This is a genomic window from Actinomadura montaniterrae (assembly GCF_008923365.1).
GTDB classification, from domain to species: domain Bacteria; phylum Actinomycetota; class Actinomycetes; order Streptosporangiales; family Streptosporangiaceae; genus Spirillospora; species Spirillospora montaniterrae.
The window spans coordinates 1-12,013 of the sequence record NZ_WBMR01000263.1 but is presented as its reverse complement, the minus strand read 5'-3'; the positions used below and the strand labels follow the sequence as shown (position 1 = coordinate 12,013).

10 protein-coding genes are annotated in these 12,013 nt (G+C 73.9%); 4 read left to right on the top strand and 6 right to left on the bottom strand.

Features of this window, described 5'->3' with window-relative positions; genetic code table 11:
• Positions 1 to 349 precede the first annotated feature (349 nt).
• The 3 genes from F9B16_RS44335 to F9B16_RS44325 all read right to left on the bottom strand — a co-directional run bounded on the left by F9B16_RS44335 (position 350) and on the right by F9B16_RS44325 (position 3,883).
• Positions 350 to 2,023: a solute symporter family protein gene (locus tag F9B16_RS44335; protein ID WP_151546277.1), complete on the bottom strand. Its 1,674-nt coding sequence runs from the start codon at positions 2,021 to 2,023 to the stop codon at positions 350 to 352.
• Positions 2,023 to 2,274: a DUF485 domain-containing protein gene (locus F9B16_RS44330; protein WP_404800592.1), complete on the bottom strand. Its 252-nt coding sequence runs from the start codon at positions 2,272 to 2,274 to the stop codon at positions 2,023 to 2,025. Before F9B16_RS44330 ends, F9B16_RS44335 begins: the two co-directional genes overlap by 1 nt.
• Before the next feature lie 205 nt (positions 2,275 to 2,479).
• Entirely contained in the window at positions 2,480 to 3,883 is a 1,404-nt protein-coding gene (locus F9B16_RS44325; RefSeq protein WP_151546275.1) for an MDR family MFS transporter, read from the bottom strand.
• A 100-nt stretch (positions 3,884 to 3,983) separates the two neighbouring features.
• On the opposite strand from F9B16_RS44325, the gene F9B16_RS44320 reads away from it, so the two are divergent.
• From F9B16_RS44320 to F9B16_RS44305, 4 genes are all read left to right on the top strand, one after another.
• Complete coding sequence (locus F9B16_RS44320) at positions 3,984 to 4,565, top strand: TetR/AcrR family transcriptional regulator (RefSeq protein ID WP_225992490.1); 582 nt, start codon at positions 3,984 to 3,986, stop codon at positions 4,563 to 4,565.
• Between the two features lie 75 nt (positions 4,566 to 4,640).
• Positions 4,641 to 5,582 carry an LLM class flavin-dependent oxidoreductase gene (locus F9B16_RS44315; protein WP_151546273.1) on the top strand — a complete coding sequence of 314 codons (942 nt, stop codon included), beginning with the start codon at positions 4,641 to 4,643 and terminating at the stop codon, positions 5,580 to 5,582.
• Positions 5,579 to 6,235, top strand: coding sequence for an alpha/beta fold hydrolase (locus F9B16_RS44310; RefSeq protein ID WP_151546272.1), 657 nt, complete (start codon positions 5,579 to 5,581; stop codon positions 6,233 to 6,235). Before F9B16_RS44315 ends, F9B16_RS44310 begins: the two co-directional genes overlap by 4 nt.
• A gap of 9 nt (positions 6,236 to 6,244) precedes the next feature.
• Positions 6,245 to 6,919: a winged helix-turn-helix transcriptional regulator gene (locus tag F9B16_RS44305; protein ID WP_151546271.1), complete on the top strand. Its 675-nt coding sequence runs from the start codon at positions 6,245 to 6,247 to the stop codon at positions 6,917 to 6,919.
• 4 nt (positions 6,920 to 6,923) lie between these two features.
• Here the strand turns inward: F9B16_RS44305 and F9B16_RS44300 are convergent, their stop codons facing one another.
• The 3 genes from F9B16_RS44300 to mgtA form a co-directional block, all read right to left on the bottom strand.
• Entirely contained in the window at positions 6,924 to 7,898 is a 975-nt protein-coding gene (locus F9B16_RS44300) for an esterase/lipase family protein (RefSeq protein WP_225992489.1), read from the bottom strand.
• Positions 7,899 to 8,020: 122 nt separating this feature from the next.
• Entirely contained in the window at positions 8,021 to 9,427 is a 1,407-nt protein-coding gene (locus F9B16_RS44295) for a cytochrome P450 (RefSeq protein ID WP_192809295.1), read from the bottom strand.
• A gap of 52 nt (positions 9,428 to 9,479) precedes the next feature.
• On the bottom strand, positions 9,480 to 12,013 hold a 2,534-nt coding region (gene mgtA / locus F9B16_RS44290), incomplete at its 5' end, for a magnesium-translocating P-type ATPase (protein ID WP_192809294.1).

The following is a 12,013-nucleotide window of genomic DNA, read 5'->3' as shown; positions in this document are numbered from 1 at the left end:
GGCGATGCGCGGGCGCAGGGCCGCGACGCCGGGGCGGAGTGCGGAGCGCAGGCGCGCGGCCGGACGGTCGCGCGGGGCACGGCGCCGACCGGCATGGGACACGCCGCCGCACCTCCCCTCGGCCGTCCGCCGTGGTCCACGGCGCGATCTGACATTCTGCCACGCGATGTGCCGGGCGCCGGGGCGCGCGGCACATTCGGGGACGGTCCGGGACGGCGCGTCACCGCGCGTCCCGGAGCCGCCACCAGCCGTCCCTTACCGGCGGGTAACCGGGGTCCGAACGGAATGGTAGCCCGACCGCGCCGGCGCGTCGCGGACACCTCGGCGGCGGGCGCGGCGGGCGCCCGGCTCAGTGCGAGCCCGCACCCGTCAGCGCCCGCACCGACATGTCGTCGTACAGCGCCCGGTCGGCCTTCTCCCGGCCGAGGAACGTCCCCGCGACGGCGCACGCGAACCCGATCGGGATCGACACGATGCCGGGGTTCTCCAGCGGGAACAGGTGGAAGTCGACGCCCTTGGGGAACAGCGCCTGGTTCTCGCCGGTGACCGGGTCGACCTTCCCCGACACGACCGGCGAGAAGAACACCAGCACCAGCGAGCTGATCAGTCCGCCGTAGATCCCCGCGGTCACCCCGGCCGAGTTGAACCGCCGCCAGAACAGCGTCAGCACGATCGCCGGGAGGTTCGACGCCGCCGCGATCGCGAACGCCAGCGCCACGAGGAACGCCACGTTCAGGTTCCGCGCGACCACCGCCAGCACGATCGCCAGGGAGCCGACCAGGAACGAGGCGAACCGCGCGACCGCGACCTCCTGCGACTCGCGCGGCCGGCCGAGCATCAGCACCTGCCCGAAGTAGTCGTGCGCGAGCGACGTCGACGAGGCCAGCACCAGCCCGGACACCACCGCGAGGATCGTCGCGAACGCCACCGCGCCGATGAACGCGAGCAGGATGTCGCCGCCGACCCGCCCGCCGAGGTGGCGGCCGAGCTCCTGCGCGAGCTGCGGCGCGGCGGTGTTGCCGGACGGGTCCTGCGCGACGATCGCGTTCCGCCCGACGAGCGCCGCCGCGCCGAACCCGAGCGCCAGCGTCATCAGGTAGAACACGCCGACGAGGCCGATCGCCCAGGACACCGACGTCCGCGCGGCCTTCGCGTCGGGGACGGCGAAGAAGCGGGTGACGATGTGCGGCAGGCCGGCCGTGCCGAGCAGCAGCGCGATCGCCAGGCTGATGAAGTCGAGCTTGTTGACGATCGTCTGGTACGCGTCGCCGGGCACGTCCTTGCCGTACCGCAGGCCGGGGCGCAGGAACGCCTCGCCCTTCCCGCTGGCGTGCGCGGCGGACCCGAGCATCGAGCCGAGGTCGAAGCCGAACCGGGCGAGCACCAGCCCGGTCAGCACCAGCGCCCCCGCCATCAGCAGCACCGCCTTGATGATCTGCACCCAGGTGGTCGCCTTCATCCCGCCGAACATGACGTAGCAGATCATCAGCGCGCCGACCACGACGATCGTGGCGGTCCGGGCGGTGCCGGCGGACATGCCGAGGAACTCGCGGCCGCGGTGGATGCCGAGCAGCAGCGACACCAGCGCGCCCGCCCCGACCATCTGCGCGAGCAGGTAGAACACCGAGACGGTCACGGTCGACACGACCGCGGCGCGGCGCACCGGCGGCTGCCGCCGTACGCGGTGCGCCAGCACGTCCGCCATGGTGAACCGTCCGGCGTTGCGCATCAGCTCGACCAGCAGCAGGGTCAGCAGCCACGCCACCAGGAACCCGATCGAGTACAGGAACCCGTCGTATCCGGACAGGGCGATGAGGCCCGCGATGCCGAGGAACGACGCCGCCGACATGTAGTCGCCGGCCAGCGCGATCCCGTTCTGGGCGCCGTTGAACGTCCGCCCGCCGGCGTAGAAGTCGTCGGCGCCGCTGGTGTTGGCGCGCGCCCACACCGTGATGCCGAGGGTGATGAGGACGAAGGCCACGAATAGCGTGCACGTCAGGGCCCGTCCGTCGAGCGCCGGCATCAGCGGGTCACCCCGTCTCCGGCGTGCCGGGACCGCAGGTCCTCGGCGAGCGGGTCCAGCCGCCGCCGCGCGTACGCGACGTAGGCCCACGCCAGCAGGAACGTCGACGCGAACTGCAGCAGCCCGAGCAGCAGCGCCACGTTGACGTGCCCGGCGACCTGCCGCGCCATGAACCCCCGCGCGAACGCCGACAGCGCGACGTACACCCCGTACCACCCGAAGAAGACGGCCGTGACGCCTGCGGCCGCCACCAGGAATCTCTTTCTGAGCTGCACGAATCCCGGGTCTTCCGCGAGCGGCACGTAGCGGCCGGGAGGGCCGGTCCTCCCCCGCCTTCCGGTCCCGTCCCGCGACACCTTCGAGTCCCCGACCATAGTCCCCCCTAGACCCGACGTGACTCTATGTACTGATTTCGCTGCTCTATGAGATCAAAGATTCACCCGCCACAGTGCCCACTTAGCCAGAAACGGGTACTGGCCCGGTCCGGCCAAGCAGGAGGGCCGGCGGGAACGCGAGGGCGGTGAAGGCGAGGGACCACCAGAAGGCGTGCGCGTACGCGGTGGACGGCGCGGCGCCGCCGGACGTCTGGTGCTGCAGGACGACGGCGAGGACGGCGGCGCCGAACGAGCCGCCGACCTGCACGATGATGCGGGTGGCGCTGCTGGCGTGCGGGATCTCGTCCGGGCCGAGGCCCTGGTAGGCGGCGGTCATCACGGCGAGGGTGACGCCGCCCAGCCCGGCCCCGCGAACGACCAGGGACGCGCCGAGCAGCCATTCGCCGGTGTGCGGCCCGGCCTCGGCGTAGGCGAGCGTGCCGAGGACGGTCAGGGCGAGGCCGGTGAGGACGATGGGGCGGGGCCCGATCCGGTCGGTGAGGGCGCCGAGGCGGGTGCGGACGAGCAGGCTGCCGAGCCCCTGCGGGGCGAGCAGGAGGCCGGCGACGACCACGCCGTGCCCGCGGACCTGCTGGTAGTAGAGCGGAAGCAGGAGCATCGCGCCGAACAACGAGAGCCCCGACAGGAACAGCAGGGCCGCGGACGCGGCGAACCTGCGGCGGCGGAACAGCCGCAGGTCGATGGCGGGTTCGGACGGCGTGCGCAGGGCGTGGACGGTGAACGCGGCGAGCAGCAGGGCTCCGGCGCCAAGAGGGACGAGTACGGAGGGGTGCCCGAACCCGCCGTTCGCCTGCGAAAGGCCATAGATGATCGCGGCGAGGGCGGGTGACAGCAGGAGCATGCCGGTGACATCGGGCCGGGTGCCGCCGCGCGGCGGGGTGCGCGGGAGGCCGCGCCAGGCGAGGAGGAGCGCGGCGAGGCAGACCGGCACGTTCACGTAGAAGATCCACCGCCAGCCGGCGTGGCCGGCGACGAGACCGCCGACGACGGGGCCGAGGATGGGCCCGACCAGCGCGGGCATGCTGATCGCGGCCATCAGCCGGCCGATCTGCCGGCCGCCGGCGGCGCGCATCAGCAGCGTCTGCATGACCGGCATCATCAGCCCGCCGCCGATGCCCTGCACGACCCGGAAGGCGATCAGCGAGGCGACGTTCCAGGCGAGCCCGCACAGCACCGAGCCGAGCAGGAACAGGCCGAGGGAGAGCAGCCAGACGCGGCGGGCACCGAAGCGGCCCTCGGCCCAGCCGGTGAGCGGGATCGCCATGGCGAGGGCCAGCAGGTAGGCGGTGATCGTCCACTGGATCTCGGCGACCGGCGCGTGCAGGTCGCGGCCGAGCCGTCCGATCGCGACGTTGACGATCGTGCTGTCGAGCAGCGGGGCGAGGGCGCCGGTGACGAGGATTCCGGCGAGCTTGAGCAGGGCGGGGTCGAGTCGTTCGGGCGCGGCGCGGGTGCCGGTGGTCATGCGATCCTCCATTAAGAGACGACACGTCTCTAAGGGCCTGGAGTGTAGGCTGCGCACAACAAGAGACGCAAGGTCTCTTAAAGGTCTCGGGAGGAGCGGCGTGACCGGCGAGGTGAAGGCACGGCGGCGCGGGGAGGCGCTGGAGACGGCGATCCTGGACGCGACCTGGGAGGAGCTCGACGCGTCCGGCTACGCGGGCCTGACCATCGAGAACGTCGCGGCGCGCGCACGGACGGGCAAGCAGGTCATCTACCGCCGGTGGGCCAGCCGGCCCGACCTCGTCCTGGCCGCGCTGCGGTACCGGTACTCCTCAATCGCGGACGACGTGCCCGACACCGGGAGCCTGCGCGGGGACGTCCTGGCGGTCCTGCGGTACATGGCGCGGCGGTTCGGCGAGTTCGGGCCCGACCTGGTCCACGGCCTGATGGCGGAGGCGCACGCGCTCGATCCGGACACGTTCGAGGTGATCCCGGACGCGATGTCGGTCATCCTGCGCCGCGCCGCCGACCGCGGCGAGGTCGCGCCCGGGGCGGTGACGCCGCGGCTGGCGAAGATGCCGGCTGACCTCGTCCGCCACGAGATGCTGCTCACGGACCGCCCGGTGCCGGACGAGGTGTTGGCCGAGATCGTCGACGAGCTGTTCCTCCCGCTGGTGCGTGCCCGGAGCCATCGAACTTCCTGAGTTAGAACCAACTACTTCAAAAATAAGAAGCATTGGTCATAGGATCACCACCGGAACGACCACCGGAGGTGATCCATGACGGAGACACGGTTCGGCTACCTGCTGCCGACGCGCGACCAGGCGGTGTCGGGCGAGCACGCGCCGCACCGCCTCATCGAGTACGCGGTGCGCGCCGAGGCGCTCGGCTACGACTCGGTCTGGGCGGGCGACAGCCCCATCACGCGGCAGCGCGCGGACCCGCTGCTCGTCCTGGCGGCCGTGGCGCAGGCCACGCGCCGCGTGGAGCTCGGCACCGCGGTGCTGCTGCCCGCGCTGCGCCACCCGATCCTGCTCGCGCACCAGCTCGGCACCCTCGACCGGCTCAGCGGCGGACGGGTGATCGCGGGGATGGGCGCGGGCTTCCCGACCGACGCCACCCGCGCGCAGTTCACCGCGCTCGGCGTCGACTTCGCGACCCGGGGCCGCAGGCTGGAGGAGTCGATCGAGGCGATGCGGCTGCTCTGGACCGGGGAGGCCGTCTCGTTCAAGGGCGAGCACTTCGCGTTCGAGGACGTGAGCGTCGCCCCGCCTCCGGCCCGTCCGGGAGGCCCGCCGGTCTGGCTCGCCGGCGGCGGGCCCGCGCTGCGCCGGGTCGCCCGCGTCGCGGACGGCTGGCTGCCGTACCCGCCCGAGCACGGCGTCTACGCGAAGGAGGCCGCGACAATCCGGGAGACGGCTCAGCGCCCGGTCACCCCTGCCCTGTACGCGACGTTCTGCCTGGACGACGACCCCGAGCGCGCGCGGGAGAGGCTCCGTAAGAGCATCGAGCGCTACTACAACGCGCCGCTGGAGTTCATCGCCTCCATCCAGGCGATGTTCGCCGGGACGCCCGAGGACGCCGCCGCCTGGTTGAACGCGTACGTCGCGGCGGGCGCCCGCCACATCGTGGTCCGTTTCGCGACCGGCGACCACGGGGCCGCCCTGGAGGAGTTCGCCGGCCGCGTCCGTCCCCTCGTTTCCGCGGAGGTCCGCTCATGACCACGTTCGTCCTCGTCGCCGGCGCCTGGCACGGCCCCTGGGCCTGGGACCGGGTCGTCCCGTTCCTGCACGACGCCGGTGCCCGCACCCTCGCCCCGGCGCTCGGCGAAGGAGACGCCGGCCTCCACGACCACACGGACGAGGTCGTCGCGGCGCTCGACGGCGTCGAGGACTGCGACGTCGTGCTGGTCGGGCACAGCTATGCGGGGCTGGTCGTCCGGGAGGCCGCCGACCGCCGGCCGGACCGCGTCCGCCGCCTGGTCCTGGTCGACGGCTGGGCCGGGGCCGACGGGACGAGCCTGTACGACCTCGCGCCCGCCCCGTTCGTCCAGGCGCTGCGGGACCGCACGTCCGATGGGCTGATCGCGGCCCCGCCGCCCGCGGCCGTCGGCATCGACGACCCGGACGACGCGGCGTGGCTCGCCGAGCGGTTGCGCCCGCAGCCGGCCCGCACGTTCGAGGAGCCGACCCGCCTCACCGGCGCCGCCGACCGGATCCCGGGCACCGCGATCCTGTGCCGGCCGAGCGTGTACCCGTTCGAGCAGTGCGCCAAGGCCATCGGGTACCCGGCGGTCCCGATCGACGGCCCGCACGACGTGATGCTCACCCGGCCCGGCGCCCTGGCCCGGCTGATCCTCGAGGCGGGCGCTTAGAGTGATGCGGTGGAGCAGCGGACCTACAACCAGTACTGCGCGACGGCGCGGACCCTCGACCTCGTCGGCGAGCGCTGGACGCTGCTGCTGATCCGCGAGCTGCTGACCGGCCCGAAACGCTTCGGCGACCTGCAGGCGAGCCTGCGCGGGCTCGGCACCGGGCTGCTCGCGGCGCGGCTGAAGCACCTCGAACGGGAGGGGCTCGCGCGGAAGGTCACGCTGCCGCCGCCCGCCCGGACCTCCGCGTACGCGCTGACCGAGGCGGGCGAGGAACTGGGCCCGGCGGTGCTGGCGCTGGCGCGCTGGGGCATGAGGTGGGCGCTCGGCGAGCGGCGCGACGGCGAGACGTTCCATCCGGGGTGGGCGGTGCTCGGCCTGGAGGCCTGCTTCGTGCCGGAGGCGTCGGCCGGGCTGCACCTGGTGTACGAGTTCCGCGTGGAGGACGAGGTGTTCCACGCGGCCGTCGACGACGGGTCGGTCCAGATGGTGCACGGCCCGGCGCAGCGGCCCGACGCGTCCGTCGCGATGAGCGAGGACGTGCTGATCGCGATGGCGTCGGGCCGGTCGTCGCTGGGGGCGGCGATCGAGGACGGCAGCGCCGCGGTGTCCGGGGACACCGCGGCGGTCCGCAGGCTCGCCGACCTTTTCCACATCCCGGCGCCGAGGCCGCGGAAGCCGGAGTGACCGGTTACAGCGGCAGGCCGTAGCCCTCGCACGCCGGCTTGAAGCCGGGGGTGTTCGCCCCGAGCTGGTTAAGGACGTCCTGCATGACCGGGCTGTCGTTGAACATCCCGACATGGCCGACATAGTCGTCCGGGCACTGGTCCTGGACGAGGATGTTCGTGACGCCGTCCCCCTTCAGCCACGCGTTCGTGTACGGGGTGACGACGATGTCGTTCTTGGTCTCGATGACGACGTACCGGGGCCCGGGGACGGTGTCGCCGTCGCCGAACAGGGCGTTCTGGAAGTCCGAGCCCTGCTCCTGCTGGACGAGCCCGGGCGCGCCCGCCTCGGTGAGCGTCTGGTTGGCGAAGCCGAGCAGGTTGAGCGCCTTGCCGAGGTCGAGGACGCCGTCGATGGTCGTCCCGTGGTTGCTGGGCGCCAGCGCGACGAACGTGCGGACCTTGGCGGCGCCGCCGAGCCGCTTGATGAAGTAGTTCGGCATCATCCCGCCCTGGGAGTGCCCGACGAGGTCGACCTTCTGCGCGCCGGTCGCGGCGAGGACCTTGTCGACGAACGCGTCGAGGGTCTTCGCGGATTCGGCGATGTCGCCGAGCCCGCCGATCCGGTCGAACGACAGCTGCGTCATGCCGTAGTTGAAGCCGAAGACGCAGTAGCCCTCGTTCGCCAGCATCGGCGACAGCACGCTCCAGTTGGTGCCGAGATTCACGAACGTGGCGTGGACGAGGACGACCGGGGTCGGGTGCTCGGCGCTCGGCTTGCAGTTCCAGTCGTTGGCGCCGGCGACCGCGTCGGGGCTGTTGAAGAAGTTCACCAGGGACGTCCCGACGTCGCCGACCGGGATCTTGTCAGCGGCCTGGGCCTGAGCGTGGGCCTGGGCCGGTGCCGCGACGGCGGCGGTGCCGAGCAGCGACGCGAGCGCGGCGGCGGCCAGGCCGCGCCGGGCCGCCCGCGCCGGACGTCGGGTGAACGGGCTCTTCACAGGGGCCTCCCGGGGTGGACGCGGCAAGCACCCGCTTACCGCCGCTCCCGGAATGTAGAGGCGCCGCCGTCTTTTGCCAAGACCCCTTTTCGATTTGCCGTCCAGTTAGCTTGGCCCGGGGGTCACCTCCGCGACACCCGCATCGGCACCGGGCGCGCCGGACGCAGCGTCACCTCCGCCCGCGACGGGACGGCGACGCCCGGCGCCAGGTCCAGCCGCACGGACCGGCTGATCAGGGCCAGCACCAGAACCGCCTCCATCATCGCGAAGCCCGCCCCGACGCAGATCCGCCGGCCGCCGCCGAACGGCAGGTACGCGTGGCGCGGACGGTCCTGCTCGCCGAGGAACCGCTCCGGGCGGAACCCCTCCGGATCCGGCCACAGGTCCGGGTTCCGGTGCAGCAGGTAGGGCGAGATCGCCACCGTCGAACCCGCCGTCACCTCCGCGCCCGCGACGTCGTCGTCGGCGACCGCGTCCCGCTCGATCGTCCACGCGGGCGGGCAGAGCCGCATCGACTCCGACAGGACGGCCCGCGTCCACGGCAGCCGGTCCAGATCGGCCACGTCCAGATCGGCCACGTCCAGATCGGCCACGTCCAGGTCGCCGGCCTCCAGGGCCCCAGCGTCCAGGGCCCCGGCGGCGGGATCCCGGCCGCCGAGGACGTCGTCGACCTCCGCCTCCAGCCGGTCGCGCGCCGCCGGATACCGCGACAGAAGGATCAGCGTCCAGGTCAGCGCCGCCGCGGTCGTCTCGTGCCCGGCGAGCAGCAGCGTCAGCACCTCGTCGCGCAGCTCCGCGTCCGACAGCGGCGGGTCGCCGTCCCGCATCAGCAGGTCCAGCAGGTCCGGTTCGCCGCCGGGGCCCGCCGCGCGGCGCTCCTCGATCACCCGCAGGACCATCCCGTCGAGCTGCGCGCCCGCCCGCTGCGCGCCCGGCACCAGCCGGAACGCCCGCCGCAGCCCCGCGTCGCCGAGGAACGTCGCGCCGAGGCCGATCACGGCGCTGCGCTGCAGGTCCGCGAGCGCCCGCCCGGTCGCGTCGGACTCGGCCGCGAGGTCGCTGCCGAACAGCACCCGCCCGACGATGTCCAGCGTCACCCGGCGCATGTGCGCGGCGGCGTCGAGCGTCACGCCGTCCGGCCACCGCGCGACCGCCCGCGCCGCGACCCCCGCCATTCCCGGCGCGAACGCGGCGAGATGGCGCTGCGCGAAGACCGGCTGCACGAGCCGCCGGTGCCGCCGCCACGTCTCGCCCTCGCTCGTCAGCAGCCCGTCACCGAGGAAGACCCGCAGCGGCCGGTACGTGAACGCCTTGACGTAGTTGTCCTGCTTCGCGACGAGGACGTGCTCGGCGTGCTCCGGCCGCGACAGCAGGAACAGCGACCGCCGCCGGTCGCGCGGGAGCCGCACCGCGTCGCCGTACCGGCGGAACAGCGCCCCGTAGGCGTCCATCGGGTCGCGCATCATCCGCGCCCACCAGCGCGCCGCCTCCAGGCCCGAAGGCCCCGCCGTGCCCTTCCCCTCGGTCATCGTCGCCTCCCGCATTCCAGCTGACCGCAGGGACCCGCCGCTGACAAGGGCGTCAGAGCCATTTGCCGAAAACGCGCTGGTAGACGTGCCGCGCCGCGACCGTCGCGAGGACGTACCCGGTCATCACGCCCGCCAGGATCGGGACCGCCTCGAACGGCAGCGGCTCCAGCCGCAGGACCCCGCCGAGCGGCGTGAACGGCAGCAGCAGCCCCGACAGCCCGAGCGCCGCGGCGGTCGCGACGATCGTCCGCCCCGCCCGCGGCCCGTCGCGGCCCCGCCGGCGCAGCAGCAGCATCGCCAGGCCCTGCGCGATCAGGTTCTCCGCGAACCAGCCGGACCGCAGCAGCTCCCGCCCCGCCGCGCCGCCGTGCGCGTCCAGCAGCCACCAGAACAGCGCCAGCGCCGCCAGGTCGAACAGCGCCCCGACCGGCCCGAGGCACGCCACGAACCGCGCCAGGTCCCGGACGTCGAACGTCCGCGGGCTCCGGATCTGCGCCTCGTCCACCCGGTCCCGCACCAGCGCCAGCTGCGACAGGTCGAAGCAGACGTTCTGCACCAGCACCTGCAGCGGCAGCATCGGCAGGAACGGCAGCATCGCGCTCGCCGCCAGCAGCGACACCACGTTCCCCACGTTCGACGTCAGCGCGATCTTCACGTACTTCACCGTGTTCGCGAACGTCCGGCGGCCCGCCACGATCGCCTGCTCCAGCAGGCGCAGATCCGGGCGGACCAGCACCACGTCCGCCGACTCCCGGGCCAGGTCCGCCGCGCCCCGCACGGTGATCCCGACGTCCGCCGCCCGCAGCGCCGGCGCGTCGTTCACCCCGTCGCCGAGATACCCGACCGTCCGGCCCGCCTGCTGCAGCGCCCGCACGATCCGCGCCTTCTGCGGCGGCCCCACCCGCGCGAACAGCGTCCCCGCGCCCGCCAGCCGCGCCAGCTCCGCGTCGTCCAGGTCGACCGCCTCGCGGCCGAGCACCACCCCCGACACCGCGATCCCCGCGTCCCGGCAGATCCGCCGCGCCACCAGCGGATGGTCGCCCGTGATCATCACCAGCGCGACGCCGCGCCGCCGCAGCCCCCGCACCGCCGCCGGCGCCGCCGGATCCAGCCGGTCCCGGAACCCGACGAACCCCGCCAGCGTCAGGTCCTGCTCGTCCGCCGGGGTGAGCGGGCCGCCGCGCGTCCGCGTCCCCACCGCCACCGCGAGCAGCCGCACCCCGTCCGCCGCCCACCGGTCGTCCAGCCGCAGCAGCCGCGCGCGCTCCTCCGCGTCCAGCACCCGGTCACCGGCGGCCGTGCACAGGTTCAGGACGTCCTCCACCGCCCCCTTCACCACCAGCCGCCCGCCTTCGAGCAGGACGGTCGCGCGCCGCCGCGCGTAGTCGAACGGGATCGCGGCCACGCCGGACGGGCCGCCCAGGTTCCCCGCGTCCTGCAGCAGCGCCTCGTCGATCGCGTCGCCGACGAGCCGCCCCGCCAGCTCCACCGACCACAGCGCGTTCACCCGCGCCCACCGCAGCACCTCCGGATCCGTCCGGCCGGACGGATCGAGATGGCACGCCGGCGCCACGTGCTCCTCGGTCAGCGTGCCCGTCTTGTCCACGCACAGCGTGTCCATCGCGCCGAGGTCGTGCACCGCCGGCAGCCGCTTGACGATCACCTGCCGGCCCGCCAGCCCCTTCGCGCCCCGCACCAGCAGCGCCGTCACCACCAGCGGCAGCATCTCCGGCGTCGCCGCGACCGCCACCGCGATCGCCAGCAGCAGCGCGTGGTACCAGTCGCCGCGCAGCACCCCCGCGACCGCCACCACCGCGGGCAGCGCCGCCAGCATCGCCGCGACCAGCGTCCACGACACCACCCGCACGCCCCGGTCGAACGCCGTCTCCGTCCCGCGCCCCGGCCGCTCCCGGTTCGCCGCCCCGAAGTACGTCCGCGCGCCGGTCGCGACCGCCACCGCCGTGCCGGTGCCGCTGACCACCGTGGTCCCCATGAAGCACAGCCGCGGATGGTCGAACAGATCGCCCGGACGGCCCTCCGGCGCGTCCGTCCACGCCGCGTGCTTGCCCGCCGGCAGCGACTCCCCGGTCAGCATCGCCTGGTTGATCTCCAGGTCCACCGAGTTCAGCAGCCTTAGGTCGGCCGGGACCACGTCGCCCGGGCCGAGCAGCACCACGTCGCCCGGCACCACCTGGTCGACCGGCACCTCCCTGGCCACCGGCTCCGCCCCCGGCCGCGCCCGCCGCAGCACCGTCGCCGTCGTCGTCACCATCGTCCGCAACGCCGCCGCCGCGCGCCCCGACCGCGCCTCCTGCCGGTACCGCATCGCCCCGCTGAACACCGCCAGCGCGCAGATCAGGATCGCGCCCCGCACGTCCCCCGTCAGCGCCGACACGAGCGCGAGGAAGGCCAGCACCACCGCGAACGGCGCCGCGACCGCCCCGCCCAGCCGCCGCGCCCGGCGCCGCGGCCCGTCCTCGAACCGCAGCAGCCGCTCCTGCGCCTCCGCCTCGTCCAGGCCCTTCGGCGAGGTCTCCCACCGCCGCAGCACCGCGAGCGGCGGCTGCACCGCGCACTCTCGCAGCC

Excerpts from the sequence above, each read along its gene's own strand:
- F9B16_RS44335 (WP_151546277.1), bottom strand. The coding sequence starts at position 2,023 with ATGCCGGCGCTCGACGGACGGGCCCTGACGTGCACGCTATTCGTGGCC.
- F9B16_RS44325 (WP_151546275.1), bottom strand. The coding sequence starts at position 3,883 with ATGACCACCGGCACCCGCGCCGCGCCCGAACGACTCGACCCCGCCCTG.
- F9B16_RS44315 (WP_151546273.1), top strand. The coding sequence starts at position 4,641 with ATGACGGAGACACGGTTCGGCTACCTGCTGCCGACGCGCGACCAGGCG.
- F9B16_RS44310 (WP_151546272.1), top strand. The coding sequence starts at position 5,579 with ATGACCACGTTCGTCCTCGTCGCCGGCGCCTGGCACGGCCCCTGGGCC.
- F9B16_RS44295 (WP_192809295.1), bottom strand. The coding sequence starts at position 9,427 with ATGACCGAGGGGAAGGGCACGGCGGGGCCTTCGGGCCTGGAGGCGGCG.